This window comes from Armatimonadota bacterium, from assembly GCA_016125185.1.
GTDB lineage: Bacteria > Armatimonadota > Fimbriimonadia > Fimbriimonadales > Fimbriimonadaceae > Fimbriimonas.
The window spans coordinates 18035-40366 of sequence record WGMG01000005.1; the positions used below are offsets into that span (position 1 = coordinate 18035).

The 22332-nt window shown below is 59.2% G+C and carries 16 protein-coding genes and 1 pseudogene; 10 read left to right on the forward strand and 7 right to left on the reverse strand.

Annotated features, from left to right (window positions below):
- Positions 1–16: 16 nt before the first annotated feature.
- The 4 genes from GC165_07180 to GC165_07195 all read left to right on the forward strand — a co-directional run bounded on the left by GC165_07180 (position 17) and on the right by GC165_07195 (position 2807).
- Positions 17–604 carry an ATP-binding cassette domain-containing protein gene (locus GC165_07180; GenBank protein MBI1332647.1) on the forward strand — a complete coding sequence of 196 codons (588 nt, stop codon included), beginning with the start codon at positions 17–19 and terminating at the stop codon, positions 602–604.
- Entirely contained in the window at positions 588–1265 is a 678-nt protein-coding gene (locus GC165_07185; GenBank protein MBI1332648.1) for a hypothetical protein, read from the forward strand. Before GC165_07180 ends, GC165_07185 begins: the two co-directional genes overlap by 17 nt.
- Positions 1220–1984, forward strand: coding sequence for a hypothetical protein (locus GC165_07190; protein MBI1332649.1), 765 nt, complete (start codon positions 1220–1222; stop codon positions 1982–1984). Before GC165_07185 ends, GC165_07190 begins: the two co-directional genes overlap by 46 nt.
- 73 nt (positions 1985–2057) lie before the next feature.
- Positions 2058–2807 (forward strand): methyltransferase domain-containing protein, encoded by a 750-nt coding sequence (locus tag GC165_07195; protein MBI1332650.1) that lies wholly within the window; start codon positions 2058–2060, stop codon positions 2805–2807.
- A 607-nt stretch (positions 2808–3414) separates the two neighbouring features.
- Here the strand turns inward: GC165_07195 and GC165_07200 are convergent.
- Positions 3415–5301, reverse strand: coding sequence for an alpha-galactosidase (locus tag GC165_07200; GenBank protein MBI1332651.1), 1887 nt, complete (start codon positions 5299–5301; stop codon positions 3415–3417).
- Positions 5302–6087: 786 nt separating this feature from the next.
- Here GC165_07200 and GC165_07205 point away from each other — a divergent pair.
- Positions 6088–8262, forward strand: coding sequence for an aminopeptidase (locus GC165_07205; GenBank protein MBI1332652.1), 2175 nt, complete (start codon positions 6088–6090; stop codon positions 8260–8262).
- Positions 8263–8764: 502 nt separating this feature from the next.
- The gene (locus GC165_07210; GenBank protein ID MBI1332653.1) at positions 8765–10072 is read left to right on the forward strand and encodes a LytR family transcriptional regulator; all 1308 of its coding nucleotides are present in this window, start codon (positions 8765–8767) and stop codon (positions 10070–10072) included.
- A gap of 38 nt (positions 10073–10110) precedes the next feature.
- Here GC165_07210 and GC165_07215 read toward each other — a convergent pair whose 3' ends face one another.
- Positions 10111–11349, reverse strand: coding sequence for a hypothetical protein (locus tag GC165_07215; protein MBI1332654.1), 1239 nt, complete (start codon positions 11347–11349; stop codon positions 10111–10113).
- Positions 11324–11872 carry a sigma-70 family RNA polymerase sigma factor gene (locus GC165_07220; protein ID MBI1332655.1) on the reverse strand — a complete coding sequence of 183 codons (549 nt, stop codon included), beginning with the start codon at positions 11870–11872 and terminating at the stop codon, positions 11324–11326. The genes GC165_07215 and GC165_07220 overlap by 26 nt, the downstream gene beginning before the upstream one ends.
- A 158-nt stretch (positions 11873–12030) precedes the next feature.
- Between GC165_07220 and GC165_07225 the strand changes: the two genes are divergently transcribed.
- The 3 genes and pseudogenes from GC165_07225 (at position 12031) to GC165_07235 (ending at position 16307) form a co-directional block, all read left to right on the forward strand.
- Positions 12031–15048: a hypothetical protein gene (locus GC165_07225; protein ID MBI1332656.1), complete on the forward strand. Its 3018-nt coding sequence runs from the start codon at positions 12031–12033 to the stop codon at positions 15046–15048.
- Positions 15049–15223: 175 nt separating this feature from the next.
- A pseudogene (locus tag GC165_07230) lies at positions 15224–15418 on the forward strand (prepilin-type N-terminal cleavage/methylation domain-containing protein).
- 640 nt (positions 15419–16058) lie between these two features.
- Positions 16059–16307, forward strand: coding sequence for a hypothetical protein (locus tag GC165_07235; protein ID MBI1332657.1), 249 nt, complete (start codon positions 16059–16061; stop codon positions 16305–16307).
- 7 nt (positions 16308–16314) lie between these two features.
- Here the strand turns inward: GC165_07235 and GC165_07240 are convergent, their stop codons facing one another.
- Together GC165_07240 and GC165_07245 are read right to left on the reverse strand one after the other, a co-directional pair.
- Positions 16315–16740, reverse strand: a complete 426-nt coding sequence (locus GC165_07240; protein MBI1332658.1) for a hypothetical protein — start codon at positions 16738–16740, stop codon at positions 16315–16317.
- Between the two features lie 260 nt (positions 16741–17000).
- On the reverse strand, positions 17001–17987 hold the full coding sequence (locus tag GC165_07245) for an aldo/keto reductase (protein MBI1332659.1): 987 nt from the start codon (positions 17985–17987) through the stop codon (positions 17001–17003).
- A gap of 225 nt (positions 17988–18212) precedes the next feature.
- On the opposite strand from GC165_07245, the gene GC165_07250 reads away from it, so the two are divergent.
- A complete protein-coding gene (locus GC165_07250; GenBank protein ID MBI1332660.1) occupies positions 18213–19130 on the forward strand; it encodes a helix-turn-helix domain-containing protein in 918 nt (305 codons plus the stop codon).
- A 1273-nt stretch (positions 19131–20403) separates the two neighbouring features.
- Here the strand turns inward: GC165_07250 and GC165_07255 are convergent.
- Together GC165_07255 and GC165_07260 are read right to left on the reverse strand one after the other, a co-directional pair.
- The gene (locus GC165_07255) at positions 20404–20631 is read right to left on the reverse strand and encodes a hypothetical protein (protein ID MBI1332661.1); all 228 of its coding nucleotides are present in this window, start codon (positions 20629–20631) and stop codon (positions 20404–20406) included.
- Positions 20632–20697: 66 nt separating this feature from the next.
- On the reverse strand, positions 20698–22332 hold the full coding sequence (locus GC165_07260) for a GTP-binding protein (GenBank protein MBI1332662.1): 1635 nt from the start codon (positions 22330–22332) through the stop codon (positions 20698–20700).

A 22332-nucleotide genomic window follows, 5' to 3' on the forward strand; every position in this document is an offset into this window, starting at 1 on the left:
GGGGCTCTATTCATTCATACTCAGTACCGTGGTCGAGGCCAAAAATCTGGGAAAGCGATATGGAAAGCGGTGGATCTTCCACAGCCTCGACTTTTCTCTGGTGCCGGGTGACTGCCTCATCGTCACCGGCCGCAACGGCATCGGCAAGTCCACCCTTCTCAAGGTTCTGTCCGGCCTGGAGCGGCCCAACAAGGGAAGCGTGGACCTCGCCATCGAGGACTACCGCGTCGACCTCGCCTACTGCGCCCTCGACCAGGCCGTTTTTGCCAACCTCACCGTCGCCGAGCATTTGGAACTCGCCGCCGACATCCGCGGCATCGACTCTCGATGCGACGAACTCATCGGTCTGACCGGCCTGACCGAGCACCGCGACGTACAGTCGCAACACCTCTCGTCCGGCCTGCGATCCCGCCTCAAGATCGCCCTCGCGATCCAACCCAATCCCAAGATTTTGCTGTGGGACGAGCCGGGCGTCGCCCTCGACGAAGCCGGAAAGAGCCTCATCGAGCAGATTGTCGAGGAGCAGAAGCAACGCGGCGTGGTGGTGATCGCCACCAACGACCCGGGGGAAAGGAGGTTTGGCACCCATGCCCTCGAACTCTAGCTGGTCGCGCGAGATTCGCGCCGTCTTCATGAAGGAGTGGCACGCCGAAACGCGCGGTCTCAGCGGCTTCACCACCACCGGCCTCATCTGCCTCGTCAGCGTCATCACCGCCAACGCGATCACCTGGACCACATCGCTGAACCCGATGATCGCGGCCGGAATCTACTGGATGATCCTCGTCTTCGCCGCCAGCGTCAGCCTCGCCCGAACGTTCCTCGGCGAGGAGGAGAACCACACCGCCGACTTCTGGCGGCTGTGTGCGCGGCCCGAGGCCGTGTATTGGGGCAAGGCGCTGTTCAACATCATCCAGATGATCGTCGCGACCTTGCTGATGAGCGTCGCCTTCGTCATCATCCTCAAGGTCAGGATCGCCAACCCTGGCGTCTTTGCCACCACCGCCCTCGGCGGAGCGATCGCCATCGCCAGCACCGTCACCCTTTCTGGCGCGATCGCCGCCCCCGCCAACAACCGCTATCCGCTCGCCGCCGCCATCTCGGTTCCGGTCCTGCTCTTCCTCATCAACCTCGGCGTCAGTGGAACCGCAACCGCCTTCGGCGAACCGCTGGAGAATGGCGAAAAAGCCGGAATTGTCATGATTGCCTATGCGATTGCCACATGTACCGTCGGACCTGTGGTTTACTCAAAGATATGGAAAGGCTAAGGAACCTTCTGCTCCTCGTTGGCATTCCCCTTGCCACGTTCCATTCCTACCTGGTGCCGGACGCCAAGAACTTCCAATCTCCCGAGTTCGCCCGCATCTTTTTTTGGCACTTTCCGTGCCCCATGATGGCGACCTTTTTCGTCGCCCTCGGCGCCTATTTCAGCTATCGCTACCTTTCTACAAGAGACGAGCGCTGGGACATTCGATCGTCCGCCGCCCACGAACTCGCGATGATCTTCATCATCCTCACCATGATTTCCGGCATCTTCTTCAGCCGAATTCAGTGGTTAGCGTGGTGGCAAAACGACCCTCGCCAGACCTCGTTCCTGTTCGTGATGGTCATCTACCTGGCCTTCTTTGTGCTTCGCGCCGCCTTCCAAGACTCGGCCAAGCGGGCCACAAATTCTGCTGGTTATGCCTTAGCCGCTTTTCTCCCGTTCATGTTCTTCACGTTCGTCTATCCCCGGCTTCCCTCCATTCAAGGCGATAGCTTCCACCCGACGGATACGATCATGAAGGGCAACCTCAAGGGCGGGTACGCCTTGGTCACCATCGAATTGCTGATCCTCGTCTCGCTCGTCACTCATTGGATTTACAGCCTCCGCAGTCGCGCCGGCATCCTCGAACTCGAAACTGAAAACTATGGACACGACCTTCAAAATTCTAGTCGCTCTGCCACCGATACTCCTGTGGTTCGGCGTATATCTGTATCTGACTAAAGCGGACCGACGCCTGAAAGCCGCCGAAGCGAAACTCGAAGAACTCCGCGGGAAATAGCGGACGATTGCGACCGTGAATAGCCTCGAGGCGGATAGCTTTACCAAGGTCGCCGAGTTCTACGACGAGCTCATGAAGCCGGTCCCGTACCGGATGTGGGTTTCGTACTACCTGCTCCTGCTGTCCATGCAGGAAATCCGCCCCAAAACGATGCTCGATATGTGCTGTGGCACCGGCATCATGACCGAGTTCATGTTCCGCGAAGGGTTCGAACTCGAAGGCTTCGATCTCTCCGCCGACATGATCGAGCAGGCCCGCAAGAAGGCCGCGCGCAAGAAACTACCCATCCGCTACGAGGTCGCCGACGCCGCCGATGTGGACATGGGCCGCACCTACGACGCCGTCTTTTGCTTCTTCGATAGCTTCAACAATATCACCGATAAGGGGCAATTGCAAAAGGCGTTTGAGTCCGCGTTCCGGCATGTCGTCCCCGGCGGATCGTTCATCTTCGATATGAACACCGCGTATGCGTTCGAGGCGAAGCTGTTCAACCAGCAGGACATGTCGAAGACCAGCCGCGTGCGCTACCGATGGCGCGGCGACTGGGACCCCAAGACGCGCCTGATTCATGTCTCGATGAAGTTCTGGATCGGCGATCAGGCGTTCGAGGAACTGCATATCCAACGCGCCTACGGCCTCGAAGAGACGATCGAAATGCTGATGGAAGCGGGTTTTACCGACATTAAGTATTTCCACTCGTACACGCTTCAGCCGCCGCGCGGCAAAACGGATCGAATCCATTTCACCTGCATCCGACCGAAGTAGGTTCTGGGCTTCTCGGGGGCCCAGGCGTCCCGCCTGTGGTTTGCGCGGACTTGTCCGCGCTTTCGTAGGCGAGACTTGTCTCGCCGCGTTGGAAAATGGTGCCACAAAGGCAATATTTTCTGAGGATGGAGCAAATCGGAATCGCCCGCCAGGAAGACGAGTATACGAATGGAGTGCGGGGTGCACATCAATGAATCCTCCCCACCGCTTCACTGCGTTCAGCGACTCCCCCCAGGGAGTAGCTTGATTAGTAGGCTCGGCATGAGTCGATGCCAAATCGCATTTCTATTGTAAATGCCTAAATTTGGAAGGCTGAATGGTGCGTTGACTCGACCTCGATTTCTGAATAACCACGCTACTCCACAGGGGGGAGTCGCTGAGCCGACTTTAGGCGAAGCGGTGGGGAGGAGGACTCTATGCGAGGCTATCTCTTCGTGTTGGAGCGTGGGCGCGGTGAGATAGCCCCGGGTGGCACGTATAGGTGCGATGGAGTCGGGCGCTTTGGATACTGGCCCATCCACCTATGCGTGAGGGGCTGGCCGAATCAGCGGATTTTCACTTCCCGTCTCCTGACAAGAGTCAGGAGACGGAAATGGCAGCCTGAAGCCTACTTGACCTTAAACATCAGAGCCCCGTGCGCCGGAACCGTCAGCTTCAGGCTCGACTTCCGACCGAGGTCCTTTCGTTGCCAAAGGTCGCGCACCGAATGCGACGATCCCTTCAGGTCGAACTGCTTCCACGCGAACTCGCGCGAAACCGGCATATGCCCGCGATTGAACACCGCGACAGCCGACGATCCGTCGTCCAGCGGACGCTTCCAAATCTCGACCTTTCCTTCCTGCCAAACTCGAACCGCGGCCTTGCCCATCGTATCCTGGTCCACGTCGATGACGTCGGGATTCGTGATCAGTCGCAGGGTGAAATCGTCGATCCGCGTCAGGTCGCAACCCAGCAGAAGCGGCGCCGCCAGCATCGACCACATCGTGATGTGCGTCACCTGCTCGTGCTTGGTCAGCTTCGTCGGACGAATGTTCGGACCCCAGCCCAGCCAGCCGACGACCAGCATATCCGGGTCGTTCCAGCCGCCCGGACCCGCAAACGGCGATCGCCGCGAATGGTCGAAGCCGATGCCCGACATGCTTCCCCACGAGTCGTTGATGTCGCCCGTGGTGCGCCACAGGTTTCCGCCCACGCTGCGGCCCCACTTGAACACGTCGCCCATACCGTACTGGCAAAGGCTGAACACGATGTCGCGGTCGCTGGCTTCTAGCGCGTTTTTCATCTTGATGTACGGGAGCTTCAGGCCGTCGAGGTCGGGGTTTCGCACGATCCCGCCGTACGAACACCAGTCGTACTTCAGGTAGTCGATGCCCCATTTGGCGTACGACTCGGCGTCCTCTTCCTCGTGCCGATAGCTACCCTCGTAGCCGCCGCACGTCTTCGGTCCCGGCGAACTGTAAATTCCAACCTTCAGGCCCAAGCTATGAACATAATCACACAGGCTCTTGATGTTCTGGAACCGCTCATTGGTCGTGATTTCGCCGTTGTCGGCGCGTCCCTTTTCCCAACCGTCATCCACGTTCACAAACGTGTAACCGTTGTCGGCCAGCCCCAGCTTGACGAAGGCGTCGGCTGCGGCGCGAACCTTGTCGGTGTCGACCGAGAGACCCCAAACGTTCCAGCTATTCCAACCCATCGGCGGCGTCTGGGCGAGCTTATCCTTGCCCGCCACGATCTTCAGCGTCTCGCTGTCCTTGCCACCCGGTCCCGAGGCGTCGATGCGCACTTTGTACACGCCCGCGGTCTTTACGCGACCAGTGATAATGCGTCGAGTCGAGTCGAACACCAGGCCGTCCGGCAGTTTGCCCGTCGTTACCTTGATCGGCATCTTGCCCGTGACCGGCACTCGGAAAACAAACTCCTTACCTGGAGTCGTACCGATCGCGCGTGCGCCGTTCAGCGATGTATGCACCTTGTCGATCGGCGCGAGGATCGGGTCCGGCTGATTCGAACTTACGACGTACGCCATCGGCTTCTTGGAGTGATACGAGATCGAGGCGTCGGCCCAGTCCGCGTGGTCGTGGTCGATCCCATCACCAGCATCCTCGACCTCGAGAGACAGAATTTTGGCTCCCTTCAGGTCGACGTCCACCGTCTTCGGCGGGGTTTTACCACGCATGGTTCCACTATCGAAAACCTTCTTGTCGTCGACGAAAACGATGAACCGAACGGACCCGAGGCCCTCCGTCTCGTCGTCGACTCCCACAACGGCGTGGAACCGAGTTGCATCCTTCTGAAGCTGGATCGTGCACTCGCTCATCGCGTGCGTGCCAACGCCAGTTTCGTACGTCTTTCCGCCCAGGCGGAGAGGATGGCTATCTACGGATCGATTTTTCTGAGCCGTTCCCCAATCTTGGGAAAAACTCTTGAGATCAAGGTCGCCGAGATGGAACTCGTTCAGACCCTGCATGGCTAAGATCGTCGGAAGAAACATGCGTGGATAGCATATCACTTCTCAAACCGACGCGCCGTGTGCTAAATTCCGCCATGAAACGAATTCTTGCACTGTTTCTACTTTCGTCGTTTGTGTTAGCCGCATGCGGATCGCCCATCACGGACAAGTCCCACGAGAAGAGTCCGAACGCCGCCGAGCAGAAAGCCGAAAAGGCCGCCGGTACCGACGCCGACTAACCTCTTAACAACCTTTCGCTGGGCCCCAGTCGTCTACGGCTGGGGCTTTTCTTTGGGAACGTGGAACTCCAAGTTTTGACCATTCAATCCTCCCCACCGTCCCGATGTCGCTTTGCTCCATTTTCCTTCGGCGGGATCTTAGGAGTTCATTGCATTCACCGACTCCACATGAATCCTGCCTTTGTGGCAGGCTCCATTGCGGACCCTCCCCGGGAAGTAGCGCGGCTATTCCGAAATCGATGTCGAGTCGGTATCAACTTAATTCGGACCGACTAACCAAGATGCCCCTTAGCAAAGGGGCCGGTGAAATCCGAGGAATGAGGATTGAACCGGGGGATAGATGAAAAGCTTCCGACGAGCCGACTAACCACGCTGCTCCCTGGGGGGAGCCGGTGAGTCGGGCTGTAGAGCGAACCGGAGGGGAGGAGGCTGATGGCACATTCACTAACACTGGTAAATCCCAGCTTCACTTTCCGATTCCGCTCCGCTTCTCGGAATCGCATATGCGTCTTCCTGCGGGCGTGACGCCCACCCTCCAACCCCGCGAGTACCAAAGACACCAAATCGGGTAGCGTGTTCACATTCGCCTATGTTAAAACTGTCTTCTGCAATCATCTTAGGCTTAGCCATCACCCCCTTCGCCCTCGCCCAACGCGGCCAAGGAAACCCGTTCGCGCCCCCGCGCGCAAGCCTGCACTACGCGCTCGACCGCACCTGCGATCTCCAGCACATCGACATCACGATGGACATCGACTACGCCAACCGCTACTTCAAGGGCACGACCATCAACACGCTCAGCCCCCTCCGAAGCGGCCTCACCGAGATCAAACTGATGGCGGGCAAATCGCTCGATATCAGCTCGGTCAAAGTCGATGGCAAGGACGCCAAATACCACCGAGGCGACAACACCGACCTCTTCATCGCCGTCCCCAAGACCGTCAAAGGCAAAGCCTTTAAGGTCACCATTTCTTACAGCGCGAAAAACTCTAAGGCTCGCTCGTTCGGCGGCGGTGGCGGCGGCTTCCACTGGATCGAGCCCCGCGAGGGCAACGCCTACCACGTCGGTTTTTGGACTCAAGGCGAGGCGGAAACCAACTGCGAGTGGGCCCCGACCTGGGACTATCCCAACGACCTGGCAACCAGCGAAACCCACTGCACCGTCGAATCCGACTGGCAGATGATCGGCAACGGCGTCCTCACCAGTACCAAGCTCAGCAAGGACAAATCCCGCAAGACCTTCAACTGGAAGATGGACCAGCCGCATGCGACCTACCTACTCACGATGGTCGGCGGGCCGTTCGACATCAAGAAGGACACCTGGCAAGGCGTCGATCTTTGGTACGTGGTGCCGAAGGGCGAGGGCTACATGATCGACGACTCGTTCGGCCACACCAAGGACATGCTCACGTTCTATTCGAACATCTTGGGCGTGAAATACGCCTGGCCGAAGTACGCGCAAAACGCGATGTACGACTTCGGCGGCGGCATGGAGAACGTCTCGGCCACCACGCTGGGCGAACCCAGCCTCACCGAGGCCCGTGACGGCTACTACCGCATGGATAGCCTGAACTCCCACGAGCTTGGCCACCAGTGGTTCGGCGACCTCGTCACCTGCAAAGACTGGAGCGACACGTGGCTCAACGAGAGCTTCGCCACCTACATGCAGATGATGTATTTCGAGCACAGCCGGGGCCAAGTGGCCTACGACTGGGAGGTCGAAGACGCGATGCAGTCCTACTTCCGCGAGGCTCGCCGCTACAAGCGGCCGATCTCGGACAAGATGTACACCAACGGCGACGCGATGTTCGACTCGCACACCTACCCCAAGGGCGGCGTCGTGCTCCACACGCTCCGCCGGTGGCTGGGAGACGAATCCTTCTTCGCCGGTCTGCACAACTACCTGACCATGTGGAAGCACACGCCGGTCGAAAGCGCCCAGCTTCGCCGCGCCATCACCGAGGCTTGCGGCATCAACACCGAGCCGTTCTGGGATCAGTGGTTCGATAAGCCCGGCCATCCGGTCATCGATTACACCTGGACGTACGAAAACGGCAAGGTTCGCCTGAACGTCAAGCAGACGCAGGACACCAGCGACGGGACGCCGATCTACAACGTTCAGACCATGGTCGACATGATCGATTCCAGCGGCAACCATATGCTCGCTGGCGTGCACCTTTCGAAGGCGGAAGAGACCTTCGAAGCCACCGTTGGTACGAAGCCGGCCGCCGTGGTGTTCGATCCCCGGCACTACTTTCTGCGCGAGATTCCGACGCTGCACTGGAGCGACGAGGAACTGCCGTACATCCTGAAGTACGGCCTCAACGCGCCGGACCGAGCCGAGGCGATGAGCCGCATGATGAAGGCGGGCGGGTCAGCCAATATTCAGGCCGTCGTCGCCGCCGTTCAGGCCGATCGGGGCCAGAGCCTGGTGTTCCGCAACATCACGCCGCTGGTCGATCTGGCCAGCGCCGACCTTCGCTCGTTCTGGATGGGCATGCTGGATCACCCGAACTACGACCGTCGCGCCGCCGCCGTGCTCGCACTGTCGAAGTTGCCGCAGGACCCGGCCACCACCGCCAAACTCCGATCGTTCATCAACGACAAAGCGCCGATCATGGTGGTCGTGAACAGCATCCGCGCCCTCGCCGCGTGGGACAAGACGGCCAACGCCGATGTCTTCCGCGCCGCCCAAAAGATCAAGGACCGACGGGGCCGCATCAAGCACGCCGCAGACGTCGCTCTTGGCGAAGCAAAGGACGAGTAGAGTTCACCGTGGGTCTGCCGAACCCAGCCTTTTTCGGGCTGGGTTCGAGTCCGTTACACGTTTTCGTGGCGCCAATCTCGCGAGACAAGTCCGCGCACTCCAAATGGGCCGACCTCCCTCGCCCTAGCGAAGAGTCGCCCTGTGCTCTGTGCTCAGAGCTCTGCACCCCTACCGTTCACGAACGACCTCGGAGAGGTCGCAGACCTTAGCCCGGGGTGCGTGCACCCCGGGGAACAACCCGCAGCCGAAAAAGTCCAAGGAGTCCCGAGCATCGGGACGACCCGGGCGAAGCCCTCTTGGCGGGCGTGACGCCCACCCTCCAACGCGGCGAGACAAGTCTCGCCTACCAAAGCGCGGACAAGTCCGCGCACTCCAAATCGCCCCACCTCCCAGCACGCCCTCGACCGGGCCCTGGTTCCCTTTTCCCGCCCAATCAGTCATAATTTCCTTCAGAGTTTTGCAGAGGAACCCAAAGAGCCCGCCCCGCGTTACTTCTAGTAGCATGAAATGGCTTCGAACGAGCCTGTACGTCTTGTTTCTTGGTGCCTGCACGGCGCTCGGCGTCGGACTGCACGTCGCCAGCAAGGTCGTCAGCGCCTTCGGACCCGACGCCACCCTCAGCAAGATCTTAATCGCGGGCAAGGACCCGCTCAGCTATTTTCCCAACCAAAAGCGCATGACCATCCTGCTCGTTGGGCAGGACTACAACCACAACAACAAAGGCTTCGTCTACACCAAGGCCTCCCGCGCCGACACCGTCATGCTCCTGTCGGTCGATTTGGCTAAGAAATCGGTCCGAGCCTGCTCGATTCCGCGCGACACCTACGTGAAAGCACCGGATGGAAAGACGGGCAAAATCAACGCGACCTTCAGCCGCGGTGGCATCGACCTGCTGAAAGGAACCATCAAGGACCTCTTCGGCGTGGAGGTCGATCACTACGTCGTCATCAAGCCGACGGCCGTGCGCGAAATCGTCGACTCGGTCGGCGGCGTCGAGGTAGAAGCCATCGACGACATGAACTACGACGACAACTGGGGCGGCCTTCACATCCACCTGCCCGCCGGTAAGCAGGTCGTCGACGGCAAGGGAGCCGAGGGCTTCGTCCGCTTCCGAGAAGTCAACCGATCGAAGATGGACGCCGACGGCCACATCATCCCCCTCCACAACGTCAAGAGCTCGAAGGAGGAAGGTGACCTCCGCCGCACCGCCCGCCAACAGCAGATGGTCCACGCCCTCATGCTCGCCGCGAACACGCCGGGGAACATCATGCACGCGGACCAGATCATCGACACCGGCTTCAACCAAATCGAGACCGATTTGTCCAGGCTTCAGTGCCTAGCCCTCGCCAATATCTTCCGCGGGTCGGCGGGTCAGCAGATGGTCAGCGGCACGCTTCCCGGCGGCGACAAGAAGCTGAACGGCGTCTACTTCTACGTCCTCGACGACGACCGGGCCCAAGCCACCGTCGATTGGCTGATCAACTACGACGACGAAGCGATCAAGAAGACGCTGAGGATCGTGGTCACCAACGGCACGAAAACGCCGGGAGCCGCGTCGAAGGTCGCCAAGCTCCTGAACGAGAAGGGCTTTAACGCCACCGTGATGGGCAACGCGCCCGCCGCCGCCGCGACCACCGTCGTGTACCAAAAGGCGTCTTACTTTGACATGGCCAAGCAGATTCAGGGCCTGATCGGTTCGACGAATATCTCCAAGGCCCCGCCCTCCAGCCCGGCCAACGAGGACATCGCGATCACGATCGGGCAGGACACGGTTCAGGTCGCTGAAGTCCCCGGCCCCTCGCACGGCTAAGCCCACCCCCAAACGGAGGCGGGCATTTTGCGTTTACGTTACCGACCTTTGGCCGGCGACGCCTTGGCGACGCCTCCCGCGCTCGATGAACGGTGCACCAGTTGCTCGGCAAACGGGGCGTACAAAACCTTGCCGGGACGGAACGTCGCCCAGCCGACAAACTTCCCGTCGCGATTCCAGGCTCCGATCTTGACCGTCGGATTATCCGACGTCCCTTCGGTTCCCTCGACGTAAGCGCGAGTCGTCAGCAGTTGCTCGCCCTGGCGCAGGTTCAGCGTGGACAAATCGAGCCGCGTGGACAGGTAGGTCGCCCCCGAGACCTGGCAGTTCCGGTTGTCGTTGATATCGCCCTGCGCACCCGTCGTCGTGAAGAGCGCCGAATAGGTTCGATGGTCGCGAATCAGCGCCTTCAGGCAGATCGAGACTCCGCCCACGTTCTGCACGTCGCCGCCGTCCGCCAACCGCCTTTCAAGTTCGCGCCGAGCCGTCAGATAGTCGAAGAACGTGATCCCCGGCACCTGTGGTTGCTTGAAAGTCGGCTTGGGGAACGACGCCGGATAGTCGTACACGTCCCGCTCCCACAGCGTCTTGCCGTGGTCGTAAATCTCCCGTTGGGCGATCAGCTTCGTGTCGGGATCGACCCAAAGCCGGTAGTACCCGTTCGCCAGATCGTAGTAGTCGTAGGAGTGGCCGTTCAGTTCCACGCCGGTCTTCTTCACCACCGAATGCGTTCGAAAGAACGAGCTGTGCAGAAGCGAGTCGATCGAATCGATTCCCATGTGTCCCGAGTGGTCCTCGTCGATCGAGCCTCGCGCCGGTAGGCCGTTCAGGGCGTCACCCGAAAAGTAGTTCGAGCTCACGTCGCCGTTCCGCACCAGGGCCACCTGCAGGGTGCCGTCGGGCGCAAACTGCCGAAAGGTCTCGCTGTCGCCCTGAATGAACAGTTCGGTGACGAGGTACGGCTTGGCCTGACCGCCGAACAAGAACGACTTTTGGTACTTGGCCTGGCGGAAGTTCTGCGCGTTGGCGATGGCCTGAAGCTCACCCGCGTAGGCTTTGCCCGACGAGAGCGAGAACGCCAATGCGACCGCGCCGATCCCGACCGCGGGACCCAATCGAAGGAGCCATTTTCGACTGGTCGAGCCCTTGATTGTCGGCGTCGCCTGCATGGCCAAAATCGCGTCCCCCAGCCCGTGGACCGAGGAGGCTGGCTCACGCAACGCCTGAAGTTCGCGATCGATGAGTTCGTCGCTAGTGTGTCGTGTGTGGATGTGCATCTCTAATAACCTCTGGTCCTCCTTCCAACTGTCGTCGCAGGTACTGGCGGGCGTAGTGGACGCGCGCCTTGGCCGTTCCGACGGGGACGCCCAACACTTGGGCCGTTTCGCTCATCGAGAGCTGTTCGACTTCGAACAGGACGAACGCCTCGCGCTGCTTCTCCTCCATGCCGCGCATGGCGTTCAACAGCACATGCCCGGTCTCGAAGGCCGCAATACCGCCGTCGTTTGACGAGCGGTCGTGATCGACCAACGGAAGCGTGGTTCGCTTTCGCCGCCACTGGCGGTAGTGGTTCAGCGCGATTCGGTGAATCCAGGTTCGCAGGCTCGAACGCCCTCGATAGGTGTGAATCTTTTGACGAGCGGTCAGAAAAGTTTCTTGGGCGATGTCCTCCGCGTCCTCTTGGCGACCCGCAAGCCGCACGGCGAGGCGAAGCACGGCGGGATAATGGCCGCGGGCAAATTCCTCAGCCGCGGCCAAGTCGCCTTCGCAGATCCTTTTCGCCAGTTCCTTATCGGTCATCTCGTCGATTCCTGTTCTCTTTGGAAGAAAGAACGGAAGGTTAGATGCATGATGGACGCAAACGGTTGGAAACGTTTTGGATTTCTCGCCAAAGCCAAGATTCCCGATAATGGCTGGGTAGCCCCTTTCGGCTCTGGCCCGCCCGTATAATTTTTGTTATGAGGTCCATTTGGCGAATCGAAATGTTCGGCAGGCTCCAAGCCGAGTCCGAACATTTGACGATCAGCCGCTTCCGCACACGCCGAGTCGGCCTCCTCCTTGCCTACCTCGCTTATTATCCCAAGCGCCGACATTCGCGCGAAGAGCTCGCCGACATGCTCTGGCCCGACGGCGAAGTGGAAGCATCCCAAAGAAATCTTCGGCAAGCGCTTTCGTCGCTTCGCCATCATTTGGAACCCCCTCCGATTCCAGCCGGCGCCATCATCGTTGCCAAGCAGGGGCTCGTCTCGTTCGACTCCGAACTTATTTCTACCGATGTCGCCGAGTTCAACCACCTGATCGAAGCCGCCGAGGCCACCCCTTCCAACACAGAAAGGCTCGTGAAGCTATCGCGCGCCATCGACCTCTACCGGGGCGACTTTCTGCCCGGATATTACGAAGACTGGGTTCAGCGCGAACGCCTTCACCTGGAGGATCAGTTTGTCTCCGCGCTTCAATCCCTGGTCCAGGCGTTGACCACCGAAGGCAAGAACGAAGAAGCGATTCGCTATGTCCGGCTCGCCCTCGCCAAAGACCACTTGCGTGAGGACTTCCACGCCTCGCTCATGCGCCTTTATTTGGCCTGCGGGCGACCCCACAGCGCTCTGCAGCACTTCCGCGAACTACGCGAAACCCTCGCCGAGGAGTTAAACGAAGAGCCCGGTGCAACCATCTCCGAACTCGCCAGCAAGGCTGAGCGGGAAGCCGGGGGCCAGTGGAATCCCTTACCGACGAATCAATCGGCATCCAACGATGAAGCCGACGCCGCGCCCGTTAGCGACTCAGAACCTATCGCTTCAAATCTTCCCATCCAGTTGACGCGGTTCTTCGGGCGCGGCAGCGAGCGAACGCAGATCGCAAAGACGCTCTCTGACCACCGCTCCCGCTTGGTGACGTTGATCGGCACGGCCGGGTCGGGGAAAACTCGACTTTCCATCGAAGTCGGGCGGGATATGGCCCAGATTCATGGCTGGAATGTCTGGTTCGTTCCCCTCGCCGACGTCTCCGACGGCAGCATGGCGCACCATGTCCTTTCCGAGTCGCTGCGGCTCCAAGCCGAACCCGGCAGCGATCCGATTGAAGTGCTCAATGGCTCTCTGTCCGGCGTCAAGAACCTTATCATTCTCGACAATTTGGAACATCTGGTCGATAGTGTGGCGCCATTTGTCGACTCCCTCCTCCGAAAGGTCCCTCAGCTTTCCATCCTTACGACGTCCCGTCAAGCGCTGAAGCTCGCGGGCGAGCACGAAATCGACCTCGCGACTCTGCCTATTCCCGATCCCGACCAGATTGGCGAAAACGACCTTCGCGAACTATCCACCGTCCCGAGCATCCAGCTTTTCCTCGATCGTGCTCAGGCCATCGTCCCTGATTTTCAGATCACACGCCATAATGCCCGTTCGATCGCTTCTATCTGCATTCAACTCGATGGCCTGCCCCTCGCGCTTGAGTTTGCGGCCGGCATATCCAACTCCTTCACGCCCGCCCAAATCCTCCAAAATCTGGAAAGTAGGCTCGAAATCCTCCGTAATCGAAGGCGTGATATCCCCAACCGCCACCGCACGCTCCGCGCCGCCATCGACTATAGCTACGATCTTCTAACCCCCGAACTCAAGCGTTTCTTTGCTCACTTGTCGGTTTTTCGAGGCGGGTTTACCATCGAAGCCGCCGCCAAAGTCTGCCTTCCCTGCTCCTGCGCATTCGACGGCCCTTGCGGAGAAAAGGGTGCCACAGAAGAATGCCTGGGCATGATCCTCGATCTCCGCGAGCGCTCCCTTTTGCGCATGGATGCGTCCAACGATGAATCCGCCCCGGCCAGATTTCGCCTGTTAGAGTCGTTCCGAGAATACGGCATAGGTCTGATCGAGGCCGCGGATTTCGATCCCTTGCGACAGCGACACGCCGAGTACTATCTCAATCTTCCGGCCACTCCAAATGTTTCGAGCGTCGACGAGGTGTCATGGGACCGTGACAATCGTCTCGCCGCCCTTCGTACTTTCGAAAAGTCTGGCCGCATCTCTGAATGCGTCCGAATCCTCTATACGTTGCGCGGTTATAGCCAAGCCGGACGTCCCACCATTCTCGCCCTCTGCAAATCGCCCGACTTCGACTCCTTCCCTCCGATGGACCAGATCATGCTGCTACGTCTGATGGCCGACGCCCAGCTCTACCCTTCCGAGTTCGAGGAGTCCTATGCCGTCTCCATGCGCGGGCTTGAGATTGCTCGAAAGCATGGACTGGAGGATCAAGAAGCCATTTGCCATCGATCGGTCGCCGCTGCCGCCGTTCATCTTGGGAGGTTGGATGAAGCCATCGCCCACGACGAGCATTTCCTTGCCTATGGGCTGAAGGCCCAAAATCCGCTCATCCTTGAGTCCGCCTACAGCGCCCTCGGAACCAACCACTGGACCGCCGGCGATCTCCACGGTGCCTTGGAAGTGTTTTGCCAGGGTATGGCCGTCTCGAAATTCGCTCATGACGGAGAGCCCATGTGGCCCCTCCTCTACAACCTCGCGCGAGTTCACCTCGACCTTGGAAACCTTGACGACGGGCTTCAATTGGCCAGTGACGGACTGCGCCAGACGCAACGTCGCAACGAGGAGTTCGGCATCTCGATGTTCCTCGCTCTGATTGCCCGCCACCAGCTAAAGCGAGGAAGCTTTCATGCGGCGCTTGCCACCAATCGGGAGGTTCTCACCAAACGACGAAAGATCGGCTTCCGATACTGGACGCTCTGTGCTTTGCAAACCCACGCCGCCGTCCTCGCCGCTCTCGACCGCTTTACCGAAAGCGCAACCCTTCTTGCGGCCTCCCGAGACACCCTCAAACTCCGTCGAAAAATCGACGATGACGAATACGCTGCGACGATCGAAAGGGTGAAGAAGGCGCTGCCGCTACCCGACTTCGAGGAGGCTTGGGCGAGAGGCATCGCGATTCCGCTCGAAGACGCCTACCGGCTTGCTGTCGCCACAAAATAACCTCAAAGAAGAGCCGAAACGCCCAATTCTTGCGGAATAAGTGGGCGTTCTAGACCAATTCAAGCGAAAATCATTCTTGTTTTCACATTGTTTACGTTTTGTTGATATCGGCTGAGCATCATGCTCTTAAATCGCCCACCAGCGATCTGACTGTTAAGAGACTCGGAGAAATTATATGGACAGAAATCATTTGCGGACGAGAGGCTTCACGCTGATCGAACTGCTCGTCGTGATCGCCATCATTGCGATCCTGGCGGCAATCCTCTTCCCCGTCTTCGCCCAAGCCAAGGCTGCAGCCAAGAAAGCGGTCTGCCTAAGCGAAGTCAAGCAGATTGCCATGGCCCACCTGCTCTATGTCAGCGACTACGACGACATGGCTTGCTTTTCCGTCAACATCCTCGCCACCGACACCGAATTCCACCTCCAGGACTGGTATGTCGATGCCTACTACACCCTTCCCAACTTCGACGGCCCGTTCTTTAGCTCTCAAAATGGGCTTCTGTACCCCTACATGAAGAATCAGCAGATTTATGGCTGCCCGGACGCTACCGGCTATCTTGCCAACGCGGGAGTCGCTCCCGAATATCCCAACGGGCACGGCGTCAACGCCAACGTAATGGTTTTTGAGCTTACGGGCTGGGGATACCCGCCAAGCCCTTCCGTGAGCATGACGTCGGTCGTCGCCCCCGCCGAAACCATCCTAGTCGCCGACGCGGTTGCGGTTAACACCTCGGCCCCGATCCTCACCTACCAAACGTGGATTCAAAACCCGTCGGAAGTGGGACCACAAACGTGGGGACTGCACAACAAACAGGCCAACGTTTCGTGGGTCGATGGCCACGCCAAAAGCATGCCCGTCACCGTCAGTAATCGCTTATCGGACTACTTCAACAACTCCACATTGATGAAGAACTGCCAACAGTACAATGTCGGCTCCATCATCAACCCGAAGTACCCGCTTGGAGACCCGTGGATGGACTATTACTATGCCATCGACAAGCCGAACTAAGATGGCGAATCGACTAACCATCTTCCTGATTGGGTGCGCGTTGGTGGTCGTCGGCTGTAAGTCGGCACCGCCAGCGGGTCCGTCTGCGGCAGACGTTGAAGAAGGCAAGAAGGCAAAGGCCGATATGTCTTCAAAGCTGGAATCCATGCCTCCAGACAAGCGAGCCGAATACATCCGACAACACCCAGACGAAGTCAATAAGATTCTGAAGGGATCGGGAATCGGTCTCGGCGGTCCCCGCCGAAACTAGCGCAGCCTTAGGCGGCCAGCCCTTTGTAGTCGGCGCGGGGCTTGCCGCTGATACGCTCGATCTCGGTGCCGATATCGTTGACGTCTTCGTGGCATCGCCGCGGCTCCCACCACGAGTGCCACATTTTCACCTTCGACGAGCAGAACAGAATCAGATCGTGGAGGTTCCAAAACGGTCCTGCTGCGTCGATGATCGAGGATTTAAGATGGTAGCCGTTCATCGAAATCGTGAACCAAGCCTGCGTGCCGTCCGAAGCCTGAAGTCGAATGACCGAAACGTATTCGGCGTCCATCTCCCTTGCGTTGACGCATCGCTGCCAAATATGTTCCTCTAAGCCCGTCATTTGTGCGCCGCGCTCTAGTTTGCGGATGCGAAAATAAGGAAGTTCGTGGCTGAGGAAGTGCGCATTCTCCGGGGAGTAATGAGTGTCCACAACCTCCGAAATGCTGAACAACTCCTCCCCATCGAACGCATACTCCTCAAACTCACGAATGGCTTGTTTGCCGGTGACCGGTCGAGAAAACCTCTCCCTCCAAGCTGCAATCCTTTTATCAACTGTTTGCTGAAATAACCCCGAAGTCACTTGCTTAGTACCGGTCCACCTGGGTTCTTCCACTTGGAGGAAATGATTATCACTTTTTACGTCAACTGTCGTGAGATTGCACGACAGTTGACGCGAGTGGCACGGTCTCCTCACCGATTGATGAGGCTTCGCATCTGCTCGGGATACCGCTCGCCGACGACTTCGATCTCGGCCAGCGCCGCTTCGATTTGCGCCCTGTCCTCGCTTGTCAGTTCGACCGAGGTCGCCGCGATGTTCTCCTCCAGTCGGTGCCGCTTGGTCGTGCCCGGAATCGGGACGATCCACGGCTTTTGGGCCAGGACCCATGCCAGCGCGAGCTGAGCCGGAGTGGCGTTCTTGGCCGCGGCGATCGTCTTCAGCACCTCGACCAATCCCAGATTCGCCTTGCGGTTTTCGGCCGAGAAGCGCGGGACCACGTTGCGGAAGTCGTTGTCGTCGAAGGTCGTGCTCTCGTCGATCTTGCCGGTCAGGAAACCCTTGCCGAGCGGGCTGAACGGCACAAAGCCGATGCCGAGTTCTTCCAGCGTGGGCAGAATCTCCTGCTCGGGCTCGCGCCACCAAAGCGAATACTCGCTCTGCAGGGCCGTCACCGGCTGGACCGCGTGGGCTCGGCGAATCGTCTGCACGCCCGCCTCCGAAAGGCCGAAGTGCCGGACTTTGCCTTCCTGAATCAGGTCCTTCACCGCTCCCGCCACGTCCTCGATCGGCACGTTGGGGTCCACGCGATGCTGATAAAGGAGGTCGATCACGTCGATGTTCAGGCGCTGAAGCGACGCCTCGGCCACTTCCCGAATATGCTCCGGTCGGCTGTCCACGCCCGCCATCTTGCCGTCCCTGATCTTAAAGCCGAACTTCGTGGCGATCACCACCTGGTCGCGAACTGGACCCAGCGCCTCTCCCACCAGCTTTTCGTTCTCAAAGGGGCCATACATTTCGGCCGTGTCGAAGAAGGTCACCCCCAGATCTACTGCGGCCCGCAGAACCGCGATCATTTCATCCTTATCTCCCGCCGGACCAAGGCCGTAGCTCATGCCCATGCAGCCGAGCCCGAGGGCGGAGACTTCGAGATTGCTATTTCCAAGTTTTCGTTTTTCCATTTCGTTATTGAAGCTAAGGTCGATGGCTCTCTCGGTGCGAATCTAACGTCCGATCTTGAGAAGCCAAATTGTACAAAAGTCCGTGGCCTCGATGTGATGGAAATGGCCAATTGACTCTGCTGTGGTAAATTGTACGAGCCAATACCTCTCTGTCGCTTGTACGTTTTTCCAGGAGTCTTGGAAGAAACTCCACAAGTGCTTGAGACCGGCCTTCGAGGCGTCAAGATGAAGGAAATGAACGAACTCCGAGACCAGACGAACCGAGAAGAATTCGTCGAGCGGCTGGCCCGCATGATGACCGCCGACGGCGTCGAAGAACCCCAGCCGGGCCTCCGTCTTGCCCGAGCCTCCAAGCCCACCGACCGCACGTTTGGCGTCTCGCGACCGTCCGTCTGCGTCATCGCTCAAGGCGCAAAGGAGATCTTTCTGGGCGACATCCGATACCGGTACGACGCCGAGCACTACATGATCGCCTCGCTGGAGATGCCCGTCACCGGTTGCGTCATCGAAGCGTCGCCGGATCGCCCTTACCTCTCCGTCCGCCTCGAACTCGACCCGGCACTCATCGGCTCGGTGATGATCGAATCCGGGCTCCCGTCGCCCAGCAATCCCGGCGACGCGCGGGCGGTTTTTGTGAGTCGTTTGGAGTCGGATTTGCTGGATGCGATGGTCCGGCTGGTGCGCCTGCTAGATAAGCCCGCCGAAGCTGCCGTCCTTCTGCCGCTCGTCAAACGGGAGATCGCGTTTCGACTCCTGATGGGTCCGCAAGGTGAGCGTCTGCGGCACCTGCCGATGCTCGGCGGGCATTCGCACCGCATCGCCAAGGCCGTCGACCGTCTGCGCCGCGATTTCGATCAGTCCGTCAGCATGGAAGGTCTCGCCCAGGATTTGGGCATGAGCACATCGGCTTTTCACCATCATTTTAAGACGGTGATGTCGATGAGCCCCCTGCAATTCCAGAAACTGCTCCGGCTCCAGCAGGCCCGCCAGCTCATGCTCGGCGAAAGCCTTGACGCCGCCAGCGCGGGGTACCGGGTCGGCTACGACGACCCGTCGCACTTCAGCCGAGACTATAAACGCCACTTCGGCGACGCGCCGATGCGCGACGTCGAACGCCTGCGCCAACTCGCGGTCGCCGACTAGGACATCAGCCGCAAGTCTTCGTAAAACGAGGCTATCCCTTGGCGAAGGCAAATGGAGAATAGCGACATCGGGACGGTGGCGAGGATTCGTCGATGGTCAAAGGGGGTCAGCCCCCTGGGAGGGTGGGCATCTTGCCCACCAAAGCGAAATCGTGTCCTTGAAGACGAGGCTGTCGCCTATCCCCCGGTTCACGATGTTCACCGGCCCCTTCCTCAAGGGGCATCTTGGCTGGTCAGCACGATTTAGGTTGATGCACCGACTCGACCTCAATCTCCGAATAACCACGCTACTCCCAGGTAGGGTCCGCAATGAATACTGCCACAAAGGCAGGATTCATGTGGAGTGGCTGAACGCAGTGAAGCCGTAGGGAGGATTCGTGGATGGTCAAAGGAGGTCAGCCCCCTGGGAGGGTGGGCATCTTGCCCACCAAAGCGAAATCGTGGCACTGGTAAAGGCGTCTGCTTGTCCGCCGAAGTCCGAGGGACGAGGACGAAGGAGGGCGAAGCTGGGATTTACCAGTGTTGGTTGGTGAACATTCAGCCTCCTCCCCTCCGGTTTGCTTCGCGCACCGGCTCCCCCCAGGGAGCAGCGTGGTTACTAGGCTTGAAGTGAGTTGATACCAATTCGCCGTTTTGTAAAAGTCCGTGTTTGATAGTGCACCGACTCGACCTCAATCTCCGAATATCCACGCTACTCCCAGGTAGGGTCCGCAATGAATCCTGCCATAAAGGCAGGATTACAAGCCTTGTCCTCGCAGGACAAGGCTATCCCTTGGCGAAGGGATCGGTGAGAGAATCAAACCGAGGGATAGACGACAAACTGCAACGAATACCCCTCATTGGCGTATCGCGGTTAGTACGCGTCAGAGATGACGGGACGGCTCCATCGAAAAGAGACTTTTTTCCCCATACCGATGTCGCTACGCTCCACCTCATGCAAACGTGCCTCTGTGGACCTTTGCACAAGGGCTCTTCCTTCGGCGGGATCTAAGGAGTTCGCTTCGCTTACCGTCTCCTCCGTGGAGCAGCGTGGTTAGTCGGCTCGTCCGAAGCTTTTTCACCTATCCCCCGGTTCAATCCTCGTTCCTCGGATTTCACCGGCCCCTTCTTCAAGGGGCATCTTTGGGTTGCCGTCAAAATCAGAGGCCGTTGTGGTTCGTACTCTCAACTTCAATTCCTAAGTAGCCACGCTACTCCAAGGGAAATCGCGCTTCCAATCGTGCCACAAGGGCCGTCGTGATTACTCGGCGTGACTCAGGTTGATACCAACTCGCTTACTGAGGCGTGTGGAGCTTGCGACGCAGGATTTGCTGAGACTCCTGCAATTCGGTGATCGTCTGGCGGCCGACTCCTCGGATGTTTTCGATAACGGCTAGGTCGGCCTTGGCCAAAGCGTCGGCCGTGAGGATGCCATATTCGAAAAGAAAGTTGATCGACCTCGTGGAGAGGGGCAACGCGTATTCATCCGCCATCGTCTCCAGTCGAATCGTTTTCCGATACACGGTATGGAATTCTACTTCGTAGGGCCAAGCGAGAAGGATAGGGCCGCCAAATTTGACGGCCACCCTCTATCCGGTGCCCACCAGATAGGGCTCCAGGCGGTGCGCCAAATCCGCCCCGTCCACGTCACCCGACCTCGCGTATAGCGTGCCCAGCTCGTCTTCCGGCAAGGCGTCGTCGGTCAGAATGATCTGCACATCACCGCCCTTGGCCAGCACAATCACGATCGCGCCCTGGCGGCTTAGCACCTGCGCGACGTTCCAAACCTCAGTCTCGAAGTCGAGGCCCGACCCATCGAACAGATCGGCGCCGAGGCGTACCGTCCGATATCCCGCCTCCCTCAGGTGTGCTTCCAGCTCAACCGCGATTGAAACCGAGCCTTCTAGCCCAACGATCAGACCTTTTTGAACCACCGATTCGCGCAGTCCCGCGTCAACGTCTACCTGGGTCCGCGTGATCATTCCCGCCGCAACCGGCACGTTGACCGCCGGGTCGATGAGAATAAACCCGCCCGTCGCCCGATTGTCCTGATACGTGTCCAAAAACAGCGGTCGAGACGTCGTGATCGCCACGCGTCCGATCTCGTTGAGTTCCAGCGTTTCCGCCCCGACCCGCTCCAGCGTTTCGATATCTAGCCGATAGTCGATCGCCCGCACTTGGCCCGCCGCTTCCCGAGTCGAATGCGCCACGATGTAAGGTCGGTCGAGCTTCAGCGGTTGCTCGCCCATCCAGCAGATCGTCGCCTCAAACGCTTGAGTCGAATCGATGGAATGCTCAACCCGGACCAGCGTATCGCCCCGGCTCACATCGATCTCGTCCTCCAGCGTCAGGATCACCGAGTCGCCGACCCGAGCCGACGTGAGTGAGCCATCGGCCGTCTCGACCGAACGAACTCGGGAACGAAGACCGTTTCGGGCCACCTTCACCTCCGCACCGACGCTGATCTCCCCGCCCGTAATCCTCCCGGCAAAGCCGCGAAAGTTCTGGTCGGGCCGGATCACGCATTGAACCGGCAGCCGAAAGAGCCCATGCGAGGGGTCGGCTTCAAGCGGAACGGTCTCGAGGTACTCGAGGATTGCCGGTCCGCCGTACCAAGGCATATTCCGGCTCCGTTCGACCACGTTATCGCCCTGCAGGGCCGAAATCGGCACGAAGTCCACCGTCTGGTCGCTCATCCCGGCCAAAAAGGTTCGAAACTCAGACTCGATTTGGCGAAAAACGCTCTCCTCAAACCCCACCAGGTCCATCTTGTTCACCGCGACCACGACCCTCGGCACCCGCAGCAAAGCCGCGATGACCGCGTGGCGGCGAGACTGATTCAGCAGGCCCTTTCGGGCATCCACAAGAATCAGGGCGAGGTCCGCCGTCGAGGCGCCGGTCACCATGTTACGCGTGTATTGAGCGTGCCCCGGCGTGTCCGCGATGATGAATCGCCGCTTCGCCGTCGAAAAATAGCGATAGGCCACGTCGATGGTGATCTGCTGTTCCCGCTCGGCACGAAGCCCGTCGGTCAGCAGAGCGAGGTTAATATCCTCCCCATCGCTCACCCGCAGGATCGCCTCGTACTGGTCGTCGGGAATCGCCTTCGAGTCGAAAAGCAACCGCCCGATCAGCGTGCTCTTCCCATCGTCCACGCTTCCCGCCGTCGAGATGCGCAAGACCTCGTGTCCGCCTTCGGCGGTTTTTGGTTCTACGGTCGTCAT

What these genes read in the sequence shown, in the direction of transcription:
- GC165_07245 (MBI1332659.1), bottom strand. Translation starts at nt 17,987, where the DNA reads ATGGAAAAACGAAAACTTGGAAATAGCAATCTCGAAGTCTCCGCCCTC.
- GC165_07260 (MBI1332662.1), bottom strand. Translation starts at nt 22,332, where the DNA reads ATGACGACCGTAGAACCAAAAACCGCCGAAGGCGGACACGAGGTCTTG.
- GC165_07190 (MBI1332649.1), top strand. Translation starts at nt 1,220, where the DNA reads ATGTACCGTCGGACCTGTGGTTTACTCAAAGATATGGAAAGGCTAAGG.
- GC165_07210 (MBI1332653.1), top strand. Translation starts at nt 8,765, where the DNA reads ATGAAATGGCTTCGAACGAGCCTGTACGTCTTGTTTCTTGGTGCCTGC.
- GC165_07215 (MBI1332654.1), bottom strand. Translation starts at nt 11,349, where the DNA reads ATGCACATCCACACACGACACACTAGCGACGAACTCATCGATCGCGAA.
- GC165_07205 (MBI1332652.1), top strand. Translation starts at nt 6,088, where the DNA reads ATGTTAAAACTGTCTTCTGCAATCATCTTAGGCTTAGCCATCACCCCC.
- GC165_07235 (MBI1332657.1), top strand. Translation starts at nt 16,059, where the DNA reads ATGGCGAATCGACTAACCATCTTCCTGATTGGGTGCGCGTTGGTGGTC.
- GC165_07250 (MBI1332660.1), top strand. Translation starts at nt 18,213, where the DNA reads ATGAAGGAAATGAACGAACTCCGAGACCAGACGAACCGAGAAGAATTC.
- GC165_07225 (MBI1332656.1), top strand. Translation starts at nt 12,031, where the DNA reads ATGAGGTCCATTTGGCGAATCGAAATGTTCGGCAGGCTCCAAGCCGAG.
- GC165_07200 (MBI1332651.1), bottom strand. Translation starts at nt 5,301, where the DNA reads ATGTTTCTTCCGACGATCTTAGCCATGCAGGGTCTGAACGAGTTCCAT.
- GC165_07220 (MBI1332655.1), bottom strand. Translation starts at nt 11,872, where the DNA reads ATGACCGATAAGGAACTGGCGAAAAGGATCTGCGAAGGCGACTTGGCC.
- GC165_07185 (MBI1332648.1), top strand. Translation starts at nt 588, where the DNA reads ATGCCCTCGAACTCTAGCTGGTCGCGCGAGATTCGCGCCGTCTTCATG.